This window comes from Desulfovibrio intestinivivus, from assembly GCF_053570665.1.
In genome coordinates this window covers 3,314,907-3,339,207 of record NZ_JBRBQT010000001.1, presented here as the reverse complement: position 1 = coordinate 3,339,207, position 24,301 = coordinate 3,314,907, and the positions used below count along the sequence as shown (strand labels likewise).

Annotated in this window: 21 protein-coding genes; 10 read left to right on the top strand and 11 right to left on the bottom strand. The window is 59.1% G+C overall.

All coding sequences use genetic code 11. The annotated features are described in order from the left end of the window. Positions 1 to 115 precede the first annotated feature (115 nt). The 3 genes from ACUZ9P_RS14235 to ACUZ9P_RS14225 form a co-directional block, all read right to left on the bottom strand. The gene (locus ACUZ9P_RS14235) at positions 116 to 607 is read right to left on the bottom strand and encodes a HyaD/HybD family hydrogenase maturation endopeptidase (protein ID WP_449250192.1); all 492 of its coding nucleotides are present in this window, start codon (positions 605 to 607) and stop codon (positions 116 to 118) included. 227 nt (positions 608 to 834) lie between these two features. Continuing rightward, a complete protein-coding gene (locus tag ACUZ9P_RS14230) occupies positions 835 to 2,514 on the bottom strand; it encodes a nickel-dependent hydrogenase large subunit (protein WP_291444855.1) in 1,680 nt (559 codons plus the stop codon). 8 nt (positions 2,515 to 2,522) lie between these two features. Further along, positions 2,523 to 3,470, bottom strand: coding sequence for a hydrogenase small subunit (locus tag ACUZ9P_RS14225; RefSeq protein ID WP_192112984.1), 948 nt, complete (start codon positions 3,468 to 3,470; stop codon positions 2,523 to 2,525). Positions 3,471 to 3,908: 438 nt separating this feature from the next. Between ACUZ9P_RS14225 and ACUZ9P_RS14220 the strand changes: the two genes are divergently transcribed. Then, entirely contained in the window at positions 3,909 to 5,171 is a 1,263-nt protein-coding gene (locus tag ACUZ9P_RS14220; protein WP_449250191.1) for an O-acetylhomoserine aminocarboxypropyltransferase/cysteine synthase family protein, read from the top strand. A gap of 491 nt (positions 5,172 to 5,662) precedes the next feature. Here ACUZ9P_RS14220 and ACUZ9P_RS14215 read toward each other — a convergent pair whose 3' ends face one another. The 3 genes from ACUZ9P_RS14215 to greA form a co-directional block, all read right to left on the bottom strand. Then, complete coding sequence (locus ACUZ9P_RS14215) at positions 5,663 to 6,655, bottom strand: D-alanyl-D-alanine carboxypeptidase family protein (protein WP_449250190.1); 993 nt, start codon at positions 6,653 to 6,655, stop codon at positions 5,663 to 5,665. Next, on the bottom strand, positions 6,648 to 7,754 hold the full coding sequence (locus tag ACUZ9P_RS14210) for an AI-2E family transporter (protein WP_449250189.1): 1,107 nt from the start codon (positions 7,752 to 7,754) through the stop codon (positions 6,648 to 6,650). Before ACUZ9P_RS14210 ends, ACUZ9P_RS14215 begins: the two co-directional genes overlap by 8 nt. Before the next feature lie 369 nt (positions 7,755 to 8,123). Continuing rightward, on the bottom strand, positions 8,124 to 8,612 hold the full coding sequence (greA, locus tag ACUZ9P_RS14205; RefSeq protein ID WP_022660011.1) for a transcription elongation factor GreA: 489 nt from the start codon (positions 8,610 to 8,612) through the stop codon (positions 8,124 to 8,126). Positions 8,613 to 9,009: 397 nt separating this feature from the next. On the opposite strand from greA, the gene ACUZ9P_RS14200 reads away from it, so the two are divergent. Beyond that, positions 9,010 to 10,569 carry a lysylphosphatidylglycerol synthetase family protein gene (locus tag ACUZ9P_RS14200; protein ID WP_449250188.1) on the top strand — a complete coding sequence of 520 codons (1,560 nt, stop codon included), beginning with the start codon at positions 9,010 to 9,012 and terminating at the stop codon, positions 10,567 to 10,569. 182 nt (positions 10,570 to 10,751) lie between these two features. On the opposite strand, the gene ACUZ9P_RS14195 is transcribed toward ACUZ9P_RS14200, so the two are convergent. The 5 genes from ACUZ9P_RS14195 to pyrR form a co-directional block, all read right to left on the bottom strand. Beyond that, positions 10,752 to 11,654: an NAD(P)H-hydrate dehydratase gene (locus ACUZ9P_RS14195; protein WP_449250187.1), complete on the bottom strand. Its 903-nt coding sequence runs from the start codon at positions 11,652 to 11,654 to the stop codon at positions 10,752 to 10,754. Further along, positions 11,642 to 12,268: a DUF3343 domain-containing protein gene (locus ACUZ9P_RS14190; RefSeq protein ID WP_449250186.1), complete on the bottom strand. Its 627-nt coding sequence runs from the start codon at positions 12,266 to 12,268 to the stop codon at positions 11,642 to 11,644. Before ACUZ9P_RS14190 ends, ACUZ9P_RS14195 begins: the two co-directional genes overlap by 13 nt. Positions 12,269 to 12,423: 155 nt before the next feature. Then, positions 12,424 to 12,642: a sulfurtransferase TusA family protein gene (locus ACUZ9P_RS14185; RefSeq protein ID WP_449250185.1), complete on the bottom strand. Its 219-nt coding sequence runs from the start codon at positions 12,640 to 12,642 to the stop codon at positions 12,424 to 12,426. Further along, positions 12,642 to 13,736 (bottom strand): YedE family putative selenium transporter, encoded by a 1,095-nt coding sequence (gene yedE, locus ACUZ9P_RS14180; protein ID WP_449250184.1) that lies wholly within the window; start codon positions 13,734 to 13,736, stop codon positions 12,642 to 12,644. Before yedE ends, ACUZ9P_RS14185 begins: the two co-directional genes overlap by 1 nt. 368 nt (positions 13,737 to 14,104) lie before the next feature. Further along, a complete protein-coding gene (gene pyrR, locus ACUZ9P_RS14175) occupies positions 14,105 to 14,641 on the bottom strand; it encodes a bifunctional pyr operon transcriptional regulator/uracil phosphoribosyltransferase PyrR (RefSeq protein WP_449250183.1) in 537 nt (178 codons plus the stop codon). Between the two features lie 125 nt (positions 14,642 to 14,766). On the opposite strand from pyrR, the gene ACUZ9P_RS14170 reads away from it, so the two are divergent. The 8 genes from ACUZ9P_RS14170 (at position 14,767) to glyQ (ending at position 24,300) form a co-directional block, all read left to right on the top strand. After that, positions 14,767 to 15,093: an IscA/HesB family protein gene (locus tag ACUZ9P_RS14170; protein WP_215647805.1), complete on the top strand. Its 327-nt coding sequence runs from the start codon at positions 14,767 to 14,769 to the stop codon at positions 15,091 to 15,093. Positions 15,094 to 15,197: 104 nt separating this feature from the next. After that, entirely contained in the window at positions 15,198 to 15,515 is a 318-nt protein-coding gene (locus tag ACUZ9P_RS14165) for an IscA/HesB family protein (RefSeq protein WP_215647804.1), read from the top strand. Between the two features lie 113 nt (positions 15,516 to 15,628). Continuing rightward, positions 15,629 to 19,072 (top strand): transcription-repair coupling factor, encoded by a 3,444-nt coding sequence (gene mfd, locus ACUZ9P_RS14160; RefSeq protein WP_449250261.1) that lies wholly within the window; start codon positions 15,629 to 15,631, stop codon positions 19,070 to 19,072. A gap of 65 nt (positions 19,073 to 19,137) precedes the next feature. Further along, positions 19,138 to 20,382: a peptidylprolyl isomerase gene (locus tag ACUZ9P_RS14155; protein ID WP_449250182.1), complete on the top strand. Its 1,245-nt coding sequence runs from the start codon at positions 19,138 to 19,140 to the stop codon at positions 20,380 to 20,382. 114 nt (positions 20,383 to 20,496) lie between these two features. Beyond that, positions 20,497 to 21,456: a SurA N-terminal domain-containing protein gene (locus ACUZ9P_RS14150; RefSeq protein WP_449250181.1), complete on the top strand. Its 960-nt coding sequence runs from the start codon at positions 20,497 to 20,499 to the stop codon at positions 21,454 to 21,456. Between the two features lie 81 nt (positions 21,457 to 21,537). Next, on the top strand, positions 21,538 to 22,563 hold the full coding sequence (locus ACUZ9P_RS14145; protein WP_449250180.1) for a RodZ domain-containing protein: 1,026 nt from the start codon (positions 21,538 to 21,540) through the stop codon (positions 22,561 to 22,563). Further along, positions 22,560 to 23,312 (top strand): DNA repair protein RecO, encoded by a 753-nt coding sequence (recO, locus tag ACUZ9P_RS14140; protein ID WP_449250179.1) that lies wholly within the window; start codon positions 22,560 to 22,562, stop codon positions 23,310 to 23,312. Before ACUZ9P_RS14145 ends, recO begins: the two co-directional genes overlap by 4 nt. 109 nt (positions 23,313 to 23,421) lie before the next feature. Then, positions 23,422 to 24,300, top strand: a complete 879-nt coding sequence (glyQ, locus tag ACUZ9P_RS14135) for a glycine--tRNA ligase subunit alpha (RefSeq protein ID WP_298998051.1) — start codon at positions 23,422 to 23,424, stop codon at positions 24,298 to 24,300. Position 24,301 lies beyond the last annotated feature (1 nt).

Here is a 24,301-nt window from a genome sequence, read left to right as displayed (position 1 = left end):
CTGCCGTGATGCAGACAATCAGAGTGTCAAGCTCACGCGGACGCGATACGTTTTCGCGCCTGCGCGGCGGCTCAGCCTCAAATACGCGCAGAATGCCTTGTTGCAGCAAATTTTTTTAGGCGGCAGGCTGTGCGGCGGCGATGCCGCGCTCTGCAAGCGCAGCAACAACCTTGGTGCAAAATTCCGGCAGAAGTTTTTCGGCTTCCGGGGTCAGCCCAACCTGCATGGTGTGATAGTCAAAAGGCTGTAGGCCAAAAACAACGGCCTGCACATCATGCCCAGCCATGCTGCATGTGATCAGTGTATCCAGAAGATCAGTCTGGTGCATGGAATCGCGGAAGCTCAGGCTTTTGCGCAGGTCTTCACCTTCCAGCATATAGATGGTGCCGGGTTTTTCCGGCCCAAGCACCACGTCAAGAACCACCAGCGTATCGCAATCCATCAGCGTGGACATAAGCAAAAGGCCTTGCGTGCCGCCATCTTCAAGGCGAACATTTTCCGGCCAGGTATACTTGGTCTGCAAATATTCCACGGCGCGTACGCCAAAGCCTTCGTCTGTCAGCAATATGTTGCCGACGCCCATAATCATTATTCTTTTTTGTTCCACGTTGGCGCTCTCATGTGGGGGTTGCTGCCAGTGTGCGCACGGCGTCCCAGGTGGATGCAATGCCGCATATCTGTGCAGTATGCCAAAATATTTTTCTCTGGTCTATGTTGTTTGCGCAACTGAGTTGCAGGCTGTTTGTGGGAATGCTGCTGCGGTGGCTCAAAATAAAAAAGGGCGGGGAAGCCCCGCCCTTTTCAAAGCCAATTTACTGCGTGTTCAATGCGCTGCTACAGCACCTTGAACTTGTGCACTTCGTTGGTTTCTCCATCGATAACGTGCACGGCACAGGCGATGCAGGGGTCGAAGGAGTGGATGGTGCGCAGGATTTCAACCGGGCGCTTGGGATCGGCCACAGGGGTGCCGACAAGCGCATGCTCGGCAGCACCCATAACGCCCTTGGCGTCCCGGGGTCCGAGGTTCCAGGTGGTGGGCACCACGAGCTGGAAGTTGCCAATCTTGCCTTCTTCAATGCGGATCCAGTGCGAAAGACCGCCACGGGGGGCATCCAGGAAGCCCACGCCCTTGGCATTGGCAGGAACAGCGTAGTCTTCGACGATCTGCTTGTCCTTGCCAATGTTGTTTTCGTACTCGTTGAGCCAGTTTTCGGTCTGCTGGGCGATAACCAGAGTCTGGATACCGCGGGCGGCAGTACGGCCCAAGGTGGAGAACAGGGCTTCGGGGCCCACGTTCAAGGCCTTCAGCACGCCGTCAACCGCAGGCTTGATGGTCTTGTGGTTCTGGGCGTAGGCCACCAGGACCTGAGCGAGAGGGCCGGTTTCCATGGACTGACCCGCATAGCGGGGAGCCTTGAGCCAGGAATAACGGTCGGTGTCGCCCATCTTGGTGAAGAAGGGTTTGGTCTCGCCTTCGTAGGGGGTGCGGGCCTTGTCGCCCTCGTACCAGCTGTGGCGCACGTGTTCTTCGATCTTGGAAGGATCAAAGGGCTGCACCGAGCCGATCTTGCGGTCATAAATGACGCCGGGCTTGTACCAGCGGCTGTTGAGGTCGCGTTCGCCGCCAGCAGCGGGGAACTCGCCAAACGCCATGAAGTTGTCGGTGCCGCCAATGGCCGCCCAGTCCTTGTACTGACCGGCAACCATGAGCAGGTCGGGAATGTAGACCTGTTCAATGAAGGTGCGGGCCTTCTTGTACAATTCGCGGAATTCCTTGATGCGCTGGGGCGTCAAGGCTTCGTAACAGGTCACGCCGCCAGCCACGGTGAACTGGGTGTGCGGGTTTTTGGCGCCGAACACGGCCATGCCCTTGGCAATTTCCACCTGGGCGCGCAGGGCTTCCAGATAGTGGGCGGTGGCAACCAGGTTGGCTTCCGGCTCCAGGTAGTAGCTCGGGTGGCCGCCCAGGAAGTAGGCGTTGGTGAAGGGGCCAAGCTGGCCGCTTTCAATAAAGGTCTTCAGTTTGGCCTGCACGGCGGCAAAGTCTTCAGCCTTGGCCGGACGCGGCGAAATGGACTGGGCCAGCTTGGCTGCCTTGGCCGGGTCGGCCTGCAGGGCATTGGCCACGTCCACAAAGTCGAGGGCGTGCAGGTGATAGAAATGCACCACGTGGTCATGCATGAACTGCATGGCCAGCACGAGGTTGCGGATATAGGTGGCGTTGGCCGGGATGGGCTTGTTGATGGCGTCTTCGAGCGCGCGTGTAGAGGCAAGGGCGTGCGTGTAAGTGCAGACGCCGCAGGTGCGCTGGGTGAAGTGCTGGGCATCACGCGGATCGCGGCCCTTCAGGATGACTTCAAGGCCACGGTAAAGTGTGCCGCAGCTACGGGCGTCCTTGATTTTGCCGCCTTCAACTTCAACTTCAATACGCAGATGCCCTTCGATGCGGGTCAGCGGGTCCACCACAATGGGCCCGGTGTAGCTGCTCTGGGGCGTTTGTTTGATCTGGCTCATGATTCCCCCTAGTTCTGGTAGAACGGCGACATTTCGTCCCAGAAACCGGGTTCGCTGCAACCAATGCAGGGATGCCCGGCAGCCACCGGCCAGTTGGTCTCATTGAAGAGAACCTTGGGACAGTTGTTGTACGTCTGCGGGCCTTTGCAGCCCACTTCGTAAAGGCACCAGCCCTTGCGCGCTTCTTCCGAATTGAAGGAAGGCGCAAACTCGCCGGCGTCGAAGTGCTTGCGGCGTTCGCAAAGGTCATGCACGCTCTGACCAAAGAACATGAGCGGGCGGCCCAGTTCGTCCAGTTCAATCTTCTGGCCCTGCAAAAAGGCCACAAGTGCGCCGACCATATTGAGGGGGTTGGGGGGGCAGCCGGGAATATTGATGCCCTTGACGCCCAGGCTGGCAAAGCATTCGTTCACGCCCTTGGCGCCGGTGGGGTTCGGCTTGGCAGCCTGAACGCCGCCGTAGCAGGCACAGGTGCCAATGTTGACCACGGCCTTGGCCTTGGGCAGAATTTCTTTGCAGATGTCGTACATGGTATGGCCGCCAATGTAGCCATACTTGTTGTCCATGCCCGTAGGAATGGCGCCTTCGACCATGCAGACAAAGCCATTGGGGTTTTCCACGGCGGCATGCAGGGCCTGTTCGGCGGCTTCGCCGGCGGCGGCCATGATGGTTTCGTGGTAGTCAAGAGAAATGGTGTCAAGAATGACGGCATCAATAAAGGGTTTGTAAGTGCGCAGCAGCGCTTCGGAACAGCCCGTGCATTCAGCGGCGTGCAGATACACCACTGAAGGACGACGCCCGGTCAGCGCAGCGGCCACCTCGGAGGCGAATGAGGGGCCAAAGCCCATCGTCACCGCCACCGCCGTGCAGAATTTCATGAAGTCACGGCGGCTTATGCCCTGGCGCTCTAAACGCTCTTCTCCGCCTTTTTTGCCCAGACCCACGGCAATACGCATAATAGCCTCCTGGCAAAAGTGAGTGAAAGGCTTTGCTCGGCCCCGCCACAGGGCCCGCTTGCGGCGCAACAAAATCGCGCCAACTCCGCATCAAGACAGCGGCGCTACAACGTACGAAAGGCCGCTCTTTTTGCGGCGCTGTCAGCAAACAAAAATCAGAAACTCGGGCGGTGCGTCACAGAGCGTATTGTCATAGCTATCCCCAGAATGCCACACGCCACAGGGCGACCACCTGCTTCTTAGAATCCTATACTTCTACATGCAAACGGTCAATAGGAAGGAACTTTTTTTGCTTTCTCTTCATCAGCCGTACAGGAAATTTTTCAGGCAGGCTTGGTGGTTGCCTCGCCCCTTTGCTTGCGCTACGGTGCCTGAATCGCACGGCATTGCAGCCGGAGACATGCGGCAATTTCCAACACAAGCACAGCAGAGGACGGCATGAAAACGGAATCTCTTTGTCTGCACGCGGGCTATGAACCGGGCAATGGCGAACCCCGCGTTCTGCCCATAGTGCAGAGCACTACCTTTAAGTACAACACCACCGCCGAAGTGGCGAAGCTTTTTGATCTTGCCGAAGCGGGCTTTTTTTACTCCCGCCTTGGTAATCCTACGGTTGATGCCGTGGAGCAGAAAATCGCCGCGCTTGAAGGCGGCGTTGGCGCGCTGTGTACTTCGTCCGGTCAGGCGGCGAGCATGCTGTCCTTGCTCAATGTGGCCCAGAGTGGCGACCATGTGGTGAGCGCCGCCAGCATTTACGGCGGCACGTTCAATCTTTTTGCCGTTACCCTCAAAAAACTGGGCATTGAAGTTACCTTTGTGGATCAGACCGCCTCCGAGGCGGAACTGGAAAAGGCCTTCCGCCCCAACACGCGCGCCGTGTTTGGCGAAACGCTCTCCAACCCTTCCATGGACGTTCTGGATATTGAGCGTTTTGCCAATCTGGCCCACAGGCACAGGCTGCCCCTGATCATCGACAACACCTTTGCCACGCCCGTGCTTTGCCGCCCCTTTGAATTCGGGGCCGACATCGTAGTCCATTCCACCACCAAATATATGGACGGCCACGCCCTCCAGGTGGGTGGCGTTGTCGTGGACAGCGGCAACTTTGATTGGGCCTCCGGCAAATTCCCCGAATTTACCGAACCCGATCCCTCCTACCACGGCCTCGTGTACTCCCAGGCTTTCGGCAAGGCCGCCTACATAGTCAAGGCGCGCGTGCAGCTCATGCGCGATATGGGCTGCTGCCAGAGCCCTCAGGGCGCGTTCTACATCAATCAGGGCCTCGAAACCCTGCCCCTGCGCATGGAACGCCACTGCCGCAATGCCGAGGCCATCGCCGCCTATCTGGAAAAGCATCCCGCCGTGGAATCCGTCAATTATCCGCGCCTGCCCGGCCACCCGCAAAAAGCCATGGCTGACAAGTATATGCCCAAGGGATGCAGCGGCGTCATCTCCCTCTCCCTTAAAGGCGGACGGGAAGCAGGCGCACGCTTTATCGACAGCCTTAAAATGATCTCTCTCCAGGTTCACGTGGCCGACATCCGTACCTGTGTGCTTCATCCCGCCAGCTCCACCCACCGCCAGCTGACCGATGATCAGCTGCGCGAAGCCGGTATCACCCCCGGCATGGTGCGCCTCTCTGTGGGCGTTGAGCATGTGAACGATATTATCGCCGATCTGGAGCAAGCTCTGGGACGCTAAGGTCTTTTTGCCCGCTGACTGCGTCAGGCGGGCTTTCTGTTTGGGTCATGCACGTGTCTATGTGCGCTCCCCGCGCAGAGAATCCGCCTTACGCGCTAAGGTCTTTTTGGCTGCTGACTGCGTCAGGCGGGCTTTCTGTTTGGGTCATGCACGCCTATGTGCACTCCCCGCACAGAAAGCCCGCCTTTCTTGTCAACAGCCAAAAATTCTCTTAGCGCGGGGAACTGTGCAGGGCGGGAAGCAGTCTGCGCATGGCTGCTGTAGACTGCGTCAGACGGACTTTCTGCTTGGGGCATGTACGTCTGTGGCCCCCCCCCCGCGTGGCCGCATTCATGTCTGCATCATTTTATATATCCCTTGTTTGATACTAAGCGGCAATGAGTGGCGCAATGGCGTACCAAAAATAAAAAGGTTGTGGAAATCGGCCAGATATCCGGCCAGTTTCTCACAACCTTTTTACAATAAAACTATCTTGAATCTTTGAGATTTTTTTAGCGTCTGTAGCCCATGGCGCGCCGGATTTTCTTTGGGTCGCCGCCGCCGTCAAAGCCTGCTTCGATCAGCCGTGTTGCCATGGCATCCCTGGCATTGCGGCTTGTGCCGCCCATAACCACAGCCAGGATGCGGGTATTGCCGCGCTGGGCTGTAACAATAAGATTGTAGCCCGAGGCCACAGTCCAGCCCGTTTTCAGGCCATTGACGCCGCGCACAGAGCCAAGGAGCGCGTTTGTATTGGCCATTTGTCTGTTCCTGTGAGTAAAAACGCGGGTACTGTGAAATTTTTGCGCGCCGGGGTGGGCGCGAAGGTAGGCGCGGGTCAGGCTGGCAATATCGCGAGGGGTGGAGCGCTGCCCTGCGGCGGGCAGACCCGTGGGATTTTTGAATTCCGTGCGGTTCAAGCCCAGCCCTTTGGCTTTTTGATTCATGGCGCGCACGAATTGCCGCTCGTTGCCAGCCACACGCAGGGCAAGCGCCGTAATGGCGTCATTGCCGGATGCAACGGCAGCACCGGTGAGCAGTTGCCTGACCGCCACGCGCTCACCGTTGCGGAGGTGCATGGACGAGCCGCCCACGGTGGACGCGGCAGGTGTGATGCGGATTTTTTCGTCAAGGCTTAGCCGGTTGGCGCTGACGGCATCCATGGTCAGGAACATGGACATCACCTTGGTGAGCGATGCAGGCGGGATGGACATGTCGGCGTTTTTTTCAAAAAGCACCTTGCCAGTATCCATGTTGACTAGAATAGCCGCGCGCACGCCTCTGGCTGCACGAGATTCTGTTGCACCTGCAAGCAGCATTGCGCATATGGCGCAAAAAAGGATGCTGAATACCGCCACGCGCCGCACGCAGCTCAGAGCTGATGGCGCAAACACAGCATCGCGGGGTTTACCGTCTTGCGGACGTCTGCTGGGCTGCAATCTGCCGGGCTGATCGCCGGGGGCAAGCCTGCCAAAACCGGAATGTATGGTGTCTATCTTATCCATTGTGCCTATAAGTGCGGTTGCCTTCTTCCACTGCCTGGATGGCAAATGCCAGCAGCACAGGGCCCACAATAAGGCCTACCGGCCCAAAGCTCGCCAGACCGCAAAGTATGGCGATGATCAATACAAAGAACGGGGCCTTGATGCCCTGCTGCAAAAAGAGCGGACGCAGGATGTTATCCACGCCAGCCACCACCACAACTCCCCAAAGGGCCAGGCCCACAGCTGCCATGCTGTTGCCGGTGAACCAGAGCGAAAGGCAAAGCGGCGCCCACACTATGGCCGTGCCAATGGCGGGAATGGGGGCCACGAGCGTGGCGAGTAGGCCCCAGAATGCTGGCTGGCGCACCCCTGCAACGGCAAAGGCAATGCCGCACAAGATGCCCTGCGCCGCAGCCACCAGCACAATGCCCAGCAGAATGCCCCGTAACGCCCGGTGGATGGCAGCCGTAAAGCGGCAGAGCATTGCTTGCGGTATGTGGAATATCCTGCCGGAAATCTTGCGGATGTGGCGGGCATAAGTGGTAAAGATCACCGTGAGCGTAAAGAACAGAAAGCTTGTCCACAGCACTGTCATGGTGCCGCCGAGAAAATCCATGCTTCGGCTCAAAAGCAGGCTCATGGCGTCGCCAAAAAATGCATCCAGTTTTTGCAGAAAGTCGCTGACCATCTTTTCTGCGCGCGGATATTCTGCAAGGCTTAGCCGCCATTGCTGAATATTGGCCACCCACTCGGGCGGCAACTGAAAGTTGTTGGCTTGCAGTTCGCGCAAGCGCGCAAAACCAGCCGCCGCCTGCGGCGTCACCAGCAGGGCGAGCATGGCAATGGGAACTAGTATGGAAGAGAGGAGAGTGGTTATATACGCATAGAGGGGCAGGCTGCTTGAGAGACCAAGCCGGAATTTACGCCAGCGGGGGCCGCTCCGAGTTTTTTCAAGGCGTTTGCGCCATATCCGGCCCTTCATTTGTAGCGTCCGGTAAAGCGGCAACGAAAGGCATGACAGACAGGCAGCCATGAATATGGTCACCGGATTGTGCCAGAGCAGCATATACAGCGCGAGCGCGGCCAAGAGGTAGAGCAGACGCGGCAGCGTTAGAGTCATAGTAGGCCTTGGGTTATGTGGCGCTGTTTTTTTACCAGCGCCGGAACGTTGGAACGCGCAAGAGTAGCAAATGCGGGCGGGGTCTGCCAAGAGGCGCATAGGTATAAATACGCCCGTGCGGGTCTGGGCTGGCAGCCGTGCGGCATATGCCTGTGAGCATCACGGCGCAACGGCCCGACCGGAAAGTTTTTGTCAGGCGCGCCCCGCCGCCCTGCGGTTGTGCAGAGAGGCCAGAGCGCGCCATGTGGTCGCACTGCGGTATGTTTGCGCGTTGACGCGCTGCGGAAAATACGTCTGGGATAAAACCGTTGCCGCGAAGCCAGAAAGGCGCGGCGTCGGCTGGCGGAGACCAGGGCAGCAGCCCCGGCCCTAGTTCAGCACGTTGCTGCCTTTAAAGCTGATGTTGATCACTTCGTAGGTAACGCGGCCACGCGGAATATCCACGGTCACTTCATCGCCTACTTCGCGCCCCAGCAGGGCCTGGCCCACAGGGGAAAGGAACGAGATGGAACCCTTGGCGGGGTCGGCCTCGTCGGGGCCGAGAATGGTGAAGGAGCGTGCTTCGCCGCTGTCCACATCCTCAACCTCAACTGTAGAGCCAAAGATGACCTTGTCGCCCTTCAGGGAATCAAGATCAACGACCTGATAGAGCGCCATGCGGGATTCAATGTATTTGATGCGGGCTTCAGCCATGCCCTGACGTTCCCGCGCGGCGTCGTACCCGGCGTTTTCTCGCAGGTCGCCTTCTTCACGGGCTTCTTTGATGGCCTGGATGATGGCGGGCCGTTCGCTCTTCAGGCGGGCCAGTTCGTCTTCCAGCTTTTTGTAGCCTTGCACGGAAATGGGGATGCTTGTCATGGTTGCCATAATCTGACCTCACAAACGAAAAAAAAGCGCCGCTGCCCAGGCAGCGGAGCAAGCAATGGGGGGTATTTTCCGGGAAAAAGGCTGCACGGGCCGCAGTGACTGTGCGCAAAACCCGGCTGCGTTAACCGGGCGATAATCCGTAACAGCAAGTACACACTACCTACTGGGCGCAAAACGGTCAAGCCCCGAAGCGCGCGGGCTGGGAAAGACCTGCCCTGCCTCTGCATAATGTCATGTAATCGACATGAGGTTCAGGCTTGCGCGGCAGTGAGCCTGCGTATATGTTGGAGATGCGCCCAACGCGGCAGGCGCTTGCGCCCGCAGGGAAGAGCTGCGTAAAACGCTTGGTTTGAGCGGCATATAACAACTGTATGAACAACGGCAGACTATGAAAAAATATTTGCGTTATCTTGGGGCAGTGCTTGTCACGGCGGTGTTTTTTCTGGCTGTGTACCTTTTGTACCATAAGCTTAAAAGTTACAGCATAGCCCAGATTCGCGAAAGTATAAGCCAGATATCGCACGGGCGGATTCTCTGCTCGTTGCTGCTGATGGTGGTCAATTACATTATTCTTGTGGGCTACGACTGGCTGGCGCTCAAGGCCATTCACAAAACCCTGCCTTTGCCCCGAGTGGGGCTTGTTTCATTTGTGGGGCAGGCTGTCAGCTACAACTTTGGCGCGCTGCTGGGCGGCACCAGCGTGCGTTACCGTTTTTATTCAGCCTGGGGTTTTTCGCTGGCAGAGATTGTGCGCTTGGTGCTGATGCTGGCGGTCACATTCTGGGTGGGCGCTTTGGGGCTGTGCGGTCTGATTTTTATCATAAGCCCGCCTGCCATTCCTGATGATCTGCTGGCAAAAATGCCCATGACAGACGTGCGCATTCTGGGCGTGGTGCTGCTGCTTATTGCCTGCTCCTACCTGATTTTATGCTGTACCGTGCGCAAGCCCGTACACCTGTTTGGTAAGGAATTTGTCTTTCCGCCGCCGCATATCGCCTTTGCCCAGGCCCTTGTGGCCGGGGTGGACATTATCGCCGCAGCGGGCTGCATGTACGTGCTGCTGCCCGGCAACATGGGCATATCGTTTCTTGATTTTCTGCCAAGCTACCTCATGGCCCAGGTGGCTGTGGTGCTTACGCACATCCCCGGCGGGGTTGGTGTTTTTGAGCTTGTCATTCTGCACCTTACCCACACAACGCAGGCGCAGGCTGTATTTGCGGCGGTGCTGCTGTTTCGCATCATTTACTTTATCATTCCGTTGCTGGCAGCCGCATTGCTGCTGGCTGTTTACGAGGTGCGCCAGCGCAGCGACATGCTGCGCGAGACTGGCCGCTGGCTTTCCGTACTCTCGCATTCCATTTCTGCCTATATGGTTTTTGCAGCGGGCGTGATTTTGCTTGTCTGCGCCATGCTGCCGCCCGGCAGGCATATGCTGCACGCCTTGCGCAGCATGATTCCTTACGAGGCGCTGGCTGTGGGGCATTTTCTTACGGCTATTTCGGGCGCGATGCTGCTCTTTGTTTCATACGGGCTTGAGCGGCGGCAGTCGCGCGGGTTCCAGATGGCGGTGCTGTTTCTTTGCCTGGGGATTGCGGGAGCCCTGCTCAACGGTTTTTCGTGGATAACCGCATCCATGGTCAGTATTGTGCTGCTGACTGTGTGCATGGCCCGGCGACGTTTTTACCGTTCGTCCTTTTTCTGGGAAGAACCCATTCCCGCCTACTGGCTGTTCGGTGCGCTGGGGGTGCTGGCCTTGATGGCTTCCATTGCCTGGGCGCTTTACCATCCCTCGTGGAATAAAGCCGCTGCCTGGGGTTTTGACCGCCCGCATATGGCCGCGCAAACACTGTTTGATTTTCTTGGCATCGCCGTGGGGCTGGCAGCGGGCTGGATGTGGCGCGTTGCCTTGCGATTGCGCGCCCGGCGGCAAAAGGCCGAGCATCACTGATAGCGCGGTGAGCGTATACCGGCATTGCACTGTATTTCATTAAAAAATGCGGCCTTCCGTGCTTACGGAGGGCCTTTTCTTTGTAAACGGGCTTGCGGGTCTGCTGATCCGGCGGGTAGGAGGTCTGCGCCCGTCTGCACGAATCTGATAGCGCGGGGCATGTCTGCGCCTTGCGGCGCGGACTAGACGGATGATGCAGAAAGAGTGGTCGGCCACACTGAGCGCGCACCGCGCATGGCTTTTGGCAGCATTTCAATCAGTTCGCCAATCTGGGTGCCGGGGTTGGGCGCGCAGAGCTGCGCCAGCAGGCGCGCCATGCGGGCCGCCGCCGTGCAGGCCTCGCCCATTGCCGCGCCGCCGCACAAAAAAGCTGTTGCCAGCCCGGTCACCAGATCGCCTGTGCCGCCAATGCATTCCATGGCCGGAACCGAAGGCGCATCCACCTTGGCGACCACGCGGCCATCCACAACAATGTAATCTTTTGATCCCTTGATAATCAGGTTTTTCGGGCAGTTGCCGTGCTCAAGAGCGCGTTGCAAAAGCGGCGGCACGTCATCCTCGCGCGCCAGCAGAAAACCCCGCGTATAAAAGGGGTGGGGGGCTTTTTCATCTGCCAGAAAGGCCAGTTCGCCCAGATCAGGGGTAAAAAGGTCGTAGGCATCGGCATAACCGCTCATTTTCGCTACATACATAAAGCCCGCATCTGCCACCATGACTGGCGGCACGGCAAGGGCCTGAACGGCCATGAGCACCCGGTTGTGCCAATCCTGATCAGGGAAAAGATAGTGAAAGGTCAGCCCCGCAGGGACAATGCCCGCCAGGTTTTGTTCCAGCCATGCGTAAATGGCTCGGCTGCCCGCGCCGGAACCAGGGTCGCCCGCCAGCAGCAGACGCGGCGGAGCAATGCCCAGTTCCTTGCAGGCAAGAATAGCAGTGGCGGCAAGGGCCGCAGTGCCCCGCTGCACGGGCACTGCCTGACCATCGGGCAGGTGGAGCAGGCCGCCTGCGACCGTGCTTTCGTCCTCAAGCCCAGCAGGGCAGAGTGCAAAATCAGGGTCGGGCAGGGTCCCTGCTATGCACCACATGCGACTTGCCTCCGTAATTCTTCAAAGGCCTTTTGCAGGCTGTAGCAGCAGAGGGTCTGCCCAAGAGTCAGGGGGTCCGGGGCTTCATCAAGGCGCAGGCCGCACAGCCGATGCGCCACCCACGGCACATCGGGGCAGCCGCCGCCCGAAATATTCACAATGCGCCCGTCAGCAGCATCAAGGGTAATTTTCATGTTGGCGGCGCGCACCATCAGCCAGCGGTCATCCAGATGTTTTATCTGAAACAGGGACACTGGCTCCAGCAGCACATCGTGGGCGCTGACTACCTGGCTGGGCGCAAGACCTTCCCGCTCCAGAACATCCAGAACGCGCGCCTGACTCACCAGTTCAAAAACCACCACCATGTCGCAGCCTGTGCGCAGTTCCGGCGGTGGCCCTTTGACTTCCACATCCAGCCCGGCCTTGCGCAGCAGGCGCTCGGCGCGGATAACCTCGCCTGTGTGGTCAAAAACCAGCAGGCCCCGGTCATTACAGCCGCGCTTGCCGCCGCCGCGAGAATCCATATCCGGACCTTTGCCGCCGGGAGAAAACAGGCCGCGCAGTTTTTGCGCTAAGCCCTGCAGCAGGCTGGTCTGGGAACTGTTCTGCGTCATGATTACTCCCGAAACGTCTGGCTCGCCGGATATGTTGCAGCACTCATGCCGAGAGCTGGGGAATTGCAGCTTGCAGCCATCATTGGCTGATCAAGGCGACAGTGGCGGCGCGGGCGTTTTTGTTCACCCGCGCCGCCAGTCCCCCAATCTGACCGTTAATGCTTGCGGATGTCTATGCGCGTTATGCCTTCGCCTTCTTCAGTGGTGCTGACGGCAAATCCCCGGTTGCGGGCAGCGCGACTGACATTTTCAAGGCTGGCGTCGTTATCCACCAATACGCTGAAAGGCCCCTGTTCATCGGCCTTGGCAGCGGTAAGAAACATGAGCACGGGCTGCGGGCAGGAAAGCCCCCGGGTGTCGATGGTGGTAGACATTACGCGCCTCTCTTGCAGTTGAAAAATCCGATGCACAGGCAGATGGCAAGTCCAGCAAGGGTGCCTGCCATGCCGTGAGGGCCGACCCCTGCGGGGCTGGAGGCCAAACCGAAGTTATGGGCAACTGCGGTGCCAACGATCAGGCCAACAGCAAATACGGCGGCATCGTTGTCGCCTTCGCCAGCCATAAAGAGCTGACGGCCAGGGCAGCCGCCCGCAAGGGCAAAGGCAAGACCGGCAGTAGCCATGCCGAGGAAGTTCCAGAGGTTGTCGGGCTGGGCGATGGGCTGGTTTTCAAAGCCGGGCTTGAACGCGCCGAAGTACAGGTTCAGAACAAGGGCCGCGCCCAGCATGGCCAGAAATCCCAGTGCCAGATGCCATTGCTTGAACAGCATCACGTCGCGCAGCGCGCCCATGGTGCAGAAGCGGCTGCGCTGGGCCAGAAAGCCCACGATCAGCCCCACGCCAATGGAGAGTATAAAGGGTGCATGCTGCGCGCCTGGGCCTTTGACGGAATAGAAGAGCACGCCGCTCTGCGGCTGTTCTGCTACCTGCAGATTGAGCAGATACAGGGCCACGAAGGAAAGCATGATGCCGGGCAGCACCATGCCGGAAATTTTGCTCTGGCCCTGACTGCGGCCCAGCGAAAAGCCCATGCGGAAAAATATGGTGCCAATGCCCACGCCGCAGATCAGGCCCGCAAGGCCAAAGAGCGCAAAGGCGTCGCCGCCCGCAAGGCGCAGGATAACGCGCCAGGGGCACCCCAGAAAGACCAGCGCGCCAATACCCGCTATGCCCCCAAGCAAAAAGCGGGTGATGGGGGCCGAGCCGCCGCGCGGCTTGTATTCGCCAAAGGCCAGCGCCGCGCCAAATGCGCCAAGCACCATGCCCATGATTTCGGGCCGCAGGTACTGCACAACGGCAGCGCGGTGAAAGCCCAGCGCGCCAGCAATATCGCGGTTAAAGCAGACCACGCAGATGCCCATGTTGCCGGGATTGCCCATTTGCTGGAGCAATACGGCAAGCACGCCGAACACAAGTCCGGTGGCGATGATACCTGTTGTGGTGGAGAAAAAGTTGAAGCCTGATTTCATGAAATCCTCCTTTTGGGGCCACAGGCCCGTGGCGAAGCCGATGTATGAAACGGCAGCGCGAACGGAGGATTTGTCGGGTCAGTGGTGCAGGGCAGGAAAGCCATGCGCCAGCCCCAAACCGGGCCGCCGTTCGCGTAAGCTCCACAACGTGAAGCTCCTTGCTGTGCGTCAGGTTTTGCGCTTGGGCATGGTTTCCTCTGCTCTGTATCTGCTGCCGCAGCCCGATGGGGAGCGGCACGTCAGCGTGGTGAATGAATTTCTGTTCCTGTGCGCGGTTTATGGTCCGGCAAATCCCTGTTGAGGCTCTTTTCTGGGCCGGGCATTTCGCAGGGCCGTGCCTGCCGCTGGGGCAATTTTTCGCGTCTGTTTTACGATGCGGTGGTCAGGTTCACGCTGTCTTCGCCGTCGCGCTCGGCGAGCATGACGTCCACGTGTTCCTGCCTGCTGGTATTGATGACGCGGCCCACGTAGTCCGCATGGATGGGCAGTTCGCGGTGACCACGGTCGATGAGGGTCAGCAGCTCCACGCAGCGCGGACGGCCATAGTCGAGCAGGGCCTCGAGGGCGGCTCGGATGGTGCGCCCGGTGTAGAGCACATCGTCAACCAGAATGATAACCTTTTCGTCCACGCTTTCGGTGATGCGCGACTGCCCGATGCTGGGCTTGCCCACAAGGCTTGTCCAGTCATCGCGGTACAGATTGATATCCAGGGTTCCGAGAAGCATGACGCGGTCAAGGCGTGTTTGCAGCAGGGCAGCTATGCGCCGGGCCAGGTCTGCGCCGCGCCGTTCAATGCCCACCAGCATTACATCCTGGCACGCCGCGTGGCGTTCAAGTATCTGCGAGGCGAGGCGTTCAAGTACGCGCGCCATTTCGTCTTTTTCCAGTAACCGGGTCGTGGACATGGTTCCTCCAAGGGTGGATATGCCCGTCATTCTAGCTGTTTTCGGCTTTAAAGAAAAGCCCTGCGGTAATTGACAAGCCCCACGCATGACCTTAGTTAGTAAAACACTCGAATCATGGAGGACGTATGATCGAATTGACCGACAGCGCCCGTAAGGAACTGGATTCGTTCTTTACCGGCAAGAAAAAGGATCCCATCCGGGTCTACATGACCGCAGGTTGAGGCGGCCCGCGCCTTGCCCTGGCTCTGGATGAGCCTAACGACCAGGATCAAACCGAGGAACAGGCCGGCTACACCTTCTGCATCAACAGTGCTCTTCTGTCAGAAGTGCAGGGTGTAAAAATTGATTTAACCTACATGGGCTTTGCGGTTGAACCCGTAGTGCCCTTCGCTTCTGAAGGCAACAGCGGTGGTTGCAGCAGCTGCTCAAGCGGCTGCGGCAGCAACGCGTAAGGCGGGGTGGTTTCCCGCTGGCCGGACGAAGCAGGCCAGCCTGTTTTTCGTTACTCTACCATATAATATACATATCGAGCGTATCGAAAAACATCGGAGGAACCATGCTTGAACTGACCGAAAGCGCCCAGAAGGAACTGGCGGCCTTTTTTGAAGGTAAGGAAAAAAGCACCATTCGCGTTTACCTCGCCCCCGGCGGGTGCAGCGGGCCGCATCTGGCCCTTGCCCTGGACGCCGCGACGGATGAAGATATGAGCGAAGATCAGGGCGGATTCACCTTCTGCATCAACAAGGAGCTTCTTGCTCAGGTTGAAGGCGTGAAGATTGATCTTTCCTACGCGGGTTTCACAGTTGAACCCACGGTGCCCCTGCCCCAGACGGGCGGTGGTTGCAGCAGCTGCGGCGGCGGCTGCGGACACTAGAAGCAAATGACTTGCAAACCTGGCGGTGGCCTCCGGCTGCCGCCAGGTTTGACCGTTTATCGTCGGGGCGGCGCAGGCTGCCCCTTGTGCTGTTATATAACCCCCACAGGTTCATGGACACTTTCGGCGCATTGCTCTCAAGCAACGACAGGCAGATATATCTGGAACGTAGCGGCATGGTCACACGCTGCCGCCTTGCCTGCGAGGCTCTGGACAAAGGGCGCAGCGTGGCCCTTGTGGCCCGCACCCGCGAAGAATTCCACGCGGCCCGCTCCCTTGCGGCCCTTTTTTCTCCCGAAATTTCTCTGGCAGATCCGGCAGTTGTGCGCCCTGCATGGCAGTGGCCCTGCCTGGGGCTGCCAACCCTGAGCCAGTGGCAGGACAAGCCATCATGGGCTGCCCGGCTTGCCGCGCTGTATTCCCTCACCCTTGGCAAACCGCGAGTGCTGGTAGTCAGTGTTGAAAGCCTGCTGTTGCGCTACATGCCGGTCAATTTTTTCCACACGCGCACACTGGAACTTGGCAAGGGCAGCGATTACGCCCCCGAGCTGCTGCTGGAGCAGGCGGTGGAGTGGGGGTACGAGCGCGTTGCCATGGTCACGCGGCCCGGCGAAATGGCTCGGCGCGGCGACATTCTTGATCTGTACCCCTCTGGCTATGCCCGACCCGTGCGGCTGGAATTTTTTGGCGACACGCTGGAGGAGATGCGCTTCTTTGACGCGGAGACCCAACGGTCCTTGCATGGATGCGATGAACTGACCCTGCTGCCTGTCAGCCCACTGGCCTTTGATGCGCGCGAGACCGATGCCACGCGCAAGCGTTTTGACCGCATGTTTGCCGAAGGCCGCATTGGCGAAAACGACTGCTATTCCTTTAAAAAATCGCTGGATGCTGGCGGCGCGGGCCTGCTGCCCGGTTGCGCCGTAGAATCTCCCAGCCTGCTGGAAGACTGGCTGCCGCAGGATTGCCTGTGGCTGCTGCCCGGAGAGGCCGACAGCGCCGAGGTCCTGCGGGATGGCCGCCTTGCCCTCAAGGAGCGGCTGGAGGCCGAGGACGCGCCCCTGCCGCAACCTGCGGCGCTGGCCCTGCGTAAAAGCTCGCAGCCCGCGCCGTGGAACGCCTTTCAGCGCGTGTACGCCGAACCTCTAGTCATGGGCGTGGAGGAACGCGGTCTGGATTTTGCGGAAAGAACTCTGCATTCCTTCAGTGATCTTTTTCCCCTTTCCGGTGCGCAGGATCGCCCCTGGCAGCACCTTGCCGCCGCTCTCAAGGAGTGGCAGGGCGCGCGCAGGCAGGTGGTGCTGAGTTTTTCATCTGGCCGCAGCCGCGCCAAGTTTCTGAAGCTGGCAGAGCAGGACGGCATCCTTCCTGCTCAGCGCTACGCGCCCGACCAGCGAGGTCTTTTCGCGCTTGTTTCACCCTTCCGCCAGGGGGCGGATCTGGCGTGGGACAACTCCCTGGTTCTGGGCGAGGATATCCTGTACCCCAAGGCGGAAAAGACGCCCCGCGTTTCTTCGCGTGTTTTCAAGGGGCTGGATTCCTTTGACGATCTCAAGGCTGGCGACCTGCTGGTGCACCGAGATTACGGCATTGGCCGTTTTGCCGGTCTGCACCACATGGACGTCAACGCTGTTGCCAACGATTTTTTGCTTATCGAATACTCCGGGCGCGACAAACTCTACGTGCCTGCCGACCGCATGGGACTTATCCAGCGGTTCAAAGGCTCGGAAGGCGTGGAACCTGCGCTGGACCGGCTGGGCGGCACGGGTTGGACTTCGGGCAAGGAGAAGGCCCGCAAGGCCATTGAAAAGATCGCCGCCGACCTTGTGGAAATGTATGCCTACCGCAAGGTGACCAAGGGCTTCCGCTATGACCCTCCGGGCGAGCTGTACCATGAATTTGAGGCCACGTTTGGCTTTGAGGAAACGCCCGATCAGGCCAAGGCCATCCAGGACGTGCTGGACGACATGGACAAGTCCCAGCCCATGGACAGGCTCGTGTGCGGCGATGTGGGCTTTGGCAAGACGGAAGTTGCCCTGCGCGCTGCATTCCGCGCCGCTTCCGAGGGGCGGCAGGTGGTGCTGCTTTGCCCCACCACGGTGCTTGCCGAGCAGCATTATCAGACCTTCCGCGCGCGTCTGGCGGGCTTTCCCGTCAATGTGGGGCTGCTCAGCCGATTTGTGACGCGCCCAAGGCAAAAGGAAGTTCTCAAGGCCGCTGCCGCCGGGCAGGTGGATATTCTCATTGGCACCCACCGTGTGCTTTCAAGCGATGTCAAACTGCCCAATCTTGCTTTGCTGATTCTGGACGAGGAACAGCGCTTCGGTGTGCGCCACAAGGAAAAACTCAAGGCGCTCAAAAAGAACGTGGATGTGCTCACCCTGACGGCCACGCCCATTCCGCGTACCTTGCAGCTTTCCATGTCCGGCATACGCGAGCTTTCCATCATTGAAACCGCGCCGCAGGATCGCAAGCCTGTGGCCTCGGCCGTGCTGCGGCGGGATGATTCCGTGCTGCGCAAGGTGCTTGAGCGAGAGATTGAGCGCGAAGGCCAGGTGTTCTGGGTTTACAACCGCGTGCAGGGTCTGGAGCGGGTGGCCGAATACGTGCATACCCTCGTGCCCACGGCCCGGGTAGGTATGGCGCACGGGCAGATGTCTGAAACCGAGCTTGAAGACACCATGCACAAGTTCTGGCATGGCGAGCTTGATGTGCTGGTATGCACCTCCATTGTTGAATCGGGGCTTGATTTTCCCCGCGCCAACACGCTGGTGGTGGATCAGGCACAGATGTTCGGCCTTGGGCAGCTCTATCAGTTGCGGGGCCGCGTGGGCCGCAGCGACAGGCAAGCCTACGCCTTTTTTGTGGTGCCGGATGCGGAGCGCCTCACCTCCATTGCGGAGGAACGACTGCGCATCATTATGGATATGGACTATCTGGGGGCCGGTTTTCAGGTCGCCATGGAAGACCTGCGCCTGCGCGGCGCGGGCAACATTCTTGGCGAGGTGCAGTCGGGCCACATGTGCCGCGTGGGCCTTGATCTGTACCTTGAAATGCTGGAGGAGGCCGTGGGCCGCCTCAAGGGCACGCCAGAAGCGCAGACCGTGGAGACGGAACTTACTTTGGGCTTGCCTGCGCATATTCCCGCATCGTACATTGAGGACGGGCGCGAAAGGCTGCGCTGCTATAAAGCGCTCACATCGGCCTCTGGCGGCGCGGCGCGTGAGGAAGCGGCCCTTGGCATACGCGACAGGTTTGGCCCCTTCCCCGAAGAACTGCGCAACTTCCTTGCCGTGTTGGATTTCAAGCAGTTCCTCACCGAGTTGCAGGTGCAAAAGGCCGATGTGCACATCAACCATGTGCGGCTTGTCTGGCCGGACGGGCAGACCGCCGTGCAGCCCGAGCGCATTGTAGCCCTTACGGCTTCCATGAAGGACGCGCGCATGCTGCCGCCTGCCGGGCTGCATCTGCCGATGCCGTCTGATGTTTCATTCCCCGAGGGGCTGGACAGGTTGCGTACCGCTCTTGAAGGTATTCGTGTTAAAGCCGGGGCATAGGTGCTGGTTTGTGGCTGTGTCTGTTTTTCAGGTCATAGAACTGGTCTGAATATATGGGAAAAATGGTGAACGGATTCATGCAGCCCTTCATAGGTTTGGCGCATTTTTTCCAGATCGGCGCTCGGTCTGCCCGCTTGGCGCGTCCATTAGGCATGGCGCTGGCCTGCTGTTTTTGCCTGATGCTGACGGCCTGTTTTGAAACCCGCCTCCCCGATGGCGTGGTGGCCACCGTCAATGGCGAGCCCATCAGTCTGCGCAGGTTGCAGACCCTGCTCGACAGCCGTTCTCCTTCCCTTGGGGCCATGCGTACTCCTTCGCTGGAAAACATGCGGCGTGAATACGGCGAAGGGCTGGGCACACTGATTATCTATGCGCTGGTGCGACAGGATTTGCAGCGGCTCCAGATGTCGATCAGCCCTGCCATGCTGGAAACAGCCGTGGCAGAAGTAAGGAACGATTACGGCGGCGGCGACGGACTGGAAAAATATCTGGCCGAAGAATCAATTGATCCTTCCGAATGGCGCGCGTTGCTGCTTGACCATCTTTCCATGCTCTCATTTGAAAAGCGGGTTCTTGCAGCGGGCATCCGTGTTTCGCTGCCCGAACTGCGCGACTACTACCAGACCCACGAAGACGATTTTCAGATGCCGGAAACCTTGCGCGTGTGCCTGATTTCTGGCGAATCGCGCAAGGACGTGGAAGGCTTTTGCGCCGTATTTCCCGGTGGCATGAGTGAAGCGCGCAGCAAAGTGCAGCTCCAGTGCCAGAATGTGCGGCCCACCGATCTGCCCCAGGGATGGCGCAAGGCCGCTGCCGGACTCAAACCGGGGCAGTGCGCACCCGTGCGGCAGGAGGAAGGCCTGTGGCGCAGCCTTGGCCTGATTGAAAGCCGCCCGCCCGCGCACATCAGTCTGGCGGAGGCCTATCCGCTTGTGGAAGGCATCCTGCGGGAGCAGAAGATGTCTGAGGCTTTTGAGCGCTGGCTTGAAAAGGCTCTGACCAATTCCGTCATCATGGTGGGCAAGGAGCTTGCCCCCGATCTGCTTGCCCCCCCACCGTCACATTCTGAAGGGCAGGGCAGTGATGCCCCCGCCGTGCCGGATGTTTCTGGCGCTGCGGAGGACATGAAGGCTCTGCCGCCTGGCAAGGATGATGTGTATGAGGGCGATGTGCTTGAAGGTTCCCACGATCCCAAGGCCAATGGCGCATTGGAAAATCAGGGGCATAATCCCGAAAATGCCCCCGCTTCAAAAGCCTCGGGCGAGCATCCGCGCAGACGCGACAGCGGCGGCTCCGCGCGGAGGCGCTGAGGGTTTGCCTGCAACATGGCCCGGCTGCTGACTGCCTGATGGCTGCGGTTGCGGCAGTTGCATTGCATGTTGCGCTGGATTGGGATATAATTTTACAGATAAAGCGCGGAATTTTTGCGCGCAAGCAGGGAGTATAACGTGAGAAAAACGCTTATTTTGGCGCTGGTTATCTGTTTTATGACCGCTTTTGGCGCTCAGGCCGCACAGATCAACAAGGTGGCGGCCGTGGTGAATGGTCAGGTCATCACCATGTTCGATCTGCAAAAAAACGCTGTTCCTGATCTTATGCGGGCGCGTATCAATCCCAATGATCCCGCCCAGGCCAAGGCCGTGGACGCCGTGCTGCGCAAGGCGCTGGATGGTATGATCATGGATATTCTGGTTGCGCAGGAAGCCAAGCGTCTCAAAATTTCCATTTCTTCTTCTGAAATTGATGGTGAAATCACCAAGATCATGAAGGGGAACAACCTCACCAAGCAGCAGTTTGAAGAACGCCTGGCCCAGCAAAAGACCAGCGTCAGTGAACTGCGTGGCAATATTGAAAAAGGCTTGATTCGCCAGCGTGTTATGGCAATGGAAGTGGGCCGCCGGGTTGTTGTGACCCCTGATGAGATCAAGGCCTACTACGATGCGCACAAGGATACCATGTATGACCGCTCCGGCCTGCACATGGCCCTTCTGGTGTATCATCCCAATGCCAACGCTGCGGCATTGGCTGCGCAGATCAAGTCTGGCGCGGTTTCGTTTGAGGAAGTGGTGCGCAAGTATTCCATCGCTCCCAATAAGGAAAACGGCGGCGACATGGGCGCAGTGGAGTGGGACAAGCTCAACCCCGAGTGGGAGGCCCGCCTCACCAGTATGAAACCCGGCGATGTAACTGATATTTTTGAGCTTCAGGGTCGCAAGGCGCAGGTGCGTCTGTACCGCCCTGGCGGCGGAGAACTCAAACTGCTCACCTTTGAGCAGGCCAGGCCGATGATTGACGGCATACTGCGTCAGCCCAAGGCCATGGAGCGTTTTGAGGACTACACCAACCAGCTTCGCAGCCGGGCCGTTATTGATATCAGAATGTAGCGGGGCCGCCACGGGTGGTTCCGGCTTTTTGCTGGCAACCGCCGCCCCCTCTGGGCGGCAAGACCATTATCGAGGCTTTTCATGACCTTAGTGGAATTGGGCGCTGCTTTGCGCATTGAGCGCGAAAAGCGGGGTCTGGATATGGAAGATGCGGCAAACAAGCTGAAAATCAGCGCCCGTCTTCTGCGCGCTTTGGAGGAAGGGGACGAGACGTCCTTGCCCCCTCTGGCGTACACCAAGGGGTTTATCCGTTCATACGCGTCCTATGTTGGCCTTTCGGCTGAGGAAGTCAGCGAGGCGCTTGGGGCGCTTGAGGCTGCTTCTGAACCCGTTGCGCCGCAAAATGTTTATGAGCCCGAGATGGTCCTCACCCCGAGGCGTAACCTCAAGCCCATTTTGGCCGGGCTTTTCATGGTGTGCGTGATCGCAGTGGTGATGGTTGCCTGGCAACAGGGGGTGTTTGACTTCCTGAGTCGGCAGACGCGCCGTCTGGCGCAGCCCGCCCCCTTGCAGAGCGCCGAATCTGTTGACCCCGGCAATCTGGCCAGTCGGCCTTCCGCCCCTGCTGCTCAGGGCCAGGCTCCGGTGCAGACGTCTGCCCAAGGTTCTGCGCAGGCTCCGGCGGTTGCCAGCCAGCCGCAAGGCTCTGCTGCCCCTGCACAGGGGCAGACCCCGGCCCAGGCAACTGCGCAAACTTCGGCGCAGGCTTCGGCCCAATCGGCAAGTCAGCCTGCTGCCCCAGGTCTGCCCCCGGTGCGCGGCACTGCCGCAAACGCGCCTGCCACGGGCACGCCTGCTTCAACAGCTCCGGCTACTCCGGCGGCCTCTGCCGCTGCGCAGGGCAGCGATGTGCCCGTAGGCACCCACAAGCTTATTATCACCGCCACAGAAGAATGTTGGGTTCACTCCAGCGCTGACAAAACCGACACTCGCCAGTTTTCGCTGCATAAGGGCGATACTTTTGCCCTCACGTTCAGCAAGAGCCTGGAGTTGAAACTCGGCAACGCTGGCGGTGTGCGCCTGCGGTATGACGGTGAAGAACTGCCCCCGGCGGGGCAGAGTGGCCAGGTGCGCAACCTGGTGTTTCCCCCTGCGGACAGGCCATGACCGAATGGGCAGATCACGCGCTTGTGCTGCGAATCGGGCACTTTCGCGAGGCGGATCTGTGGCTGAAAATGCTTTGTCGCAAACACGGCCTGCTGACGCTGTTCGCCTTTGGCGGTAGCCGCAGCAGGCGTCGTTTTTGCGGCTGCCTGGATGTGCTCAACAGCCTGCATTGCAGGGTAAAGGCCTCGGGGCGCGGCAGCTTTCTCAATCTTGAGGAGGCCGTGCTGCTGGGCGGGCCGCAAAACTTGCGCGGAAACTGGCGGCGCATGGGGCTGGCGGCCAACTGCCTGCGGTTTGTGGAAGCGCTTGGCGTTAACGACGAAGGCGCGGACGAGGCCTTTCTGCTGGTTGAAGATTTGCGCAAGACGCTGGAAGAAGCGGAAAACGTGCCCTCGCTGCTGCCCCAGTTTTTCCGCCTGCGGTTTGCTGGCGTTTTGGGGTTTGCGCCTGATCTGGGCAGATGCGGCACCTGCGGCGCGGCCATAACCGGCCCCGCGCAGTTTGTGGTTGACGAGGCCCAGTTGCGTTGCCCTTCGTGCCGCGCGGCAGCAGGGCCTGCGCGGTATGGCGTGGAACTGGGCGCGTCCGGGCTTGACCTTTTGCGTCATGTGCAGCAAGAATTTCCCTCCGGCTGGCATGCGGAAGATCTGCCTGCGGCAGATCGACGCGCGTGCGCCAAGGTTATTGATGGTTTTGTGCAATATCACCTGGGTCTCTCGTGGGAAGGGGGCTACTTTCGTCACGTGTGACCGTGTTTGCATCGAAATTTACGATTCGGTTTGGGATGGTTTGGGGCGGCGTTAGTATTGAACAGCCGCGCGTATGCGTCTGAAAAAGGCTACGAACAAAGGACAGCGCATGTATTTTCAGGATGTCATTTTAACTTTGCAGAACTACTGGGCCAACCAGGGTTGCGTCATCGAACAGCCTTCGGGTGTGGAATGCGGTGCCGGTACGTTCAACCCCAACACGTTTTTGAGGGTTATTGGGCCGGAACCGTGGAGTGTGGCCTATGTGGAACCCTCCCGCCGTCCTACGGATGGCCGCTACGGCGAAAATCCCAACCGCCTGCAACGGTATTTCCAGTTTCAGGTGATCATGAAGCCCTCGCCGGACAACGTGCAGGATCTGTATCTGCAAAGCCTCAAGGCGCTGGGCATCAACCCCGCGCAGCATGACATCCGTTTTGTGGAAGACGACTGGGAATCCCCCACCCTCGGCGCCTGGGGCCTTGGCTGGGAAGTGTGGCTCAATGGTATGGAAGTGAGCCAGTTCACCTATTTTCAGCAGGTGGGCGGCATTGATCTTTCGCCCATCAGCGTGGAACTGACCTACGGCCTTGAGCGCCTTACCATGTATTTGCAGGGCGTTGAATCCGTGTATGATCTGGCCTGGAACAAAAACGTCACCTACGGCCATATCTACCACCAGAATGAAGTGGAGCAGTCACGCCACAATTTTGAGGCCAGCAATCCTGAAATGCTGTTGCGGCATTTCAACGATTTTGAAGGTCAGTGCAAAGTCCTGCTGGAGCAGGGGTTGCCTTGGCCTGCCTATGATTATTGCCTCAAGTGCTCGCATACATTCAACCTTCTGGACGCCAGAGGAGCCATCTCCATCACGGAACGCACCGGCTATATCGGCAGGGTGCGCGCTCTGGCGGCTGGAGTGGCGCGACTGTACGCAGCCCAGCGTGAAGAACTGGGCTATCCCATGCTCAAAAAGGATGCGAGGTAAG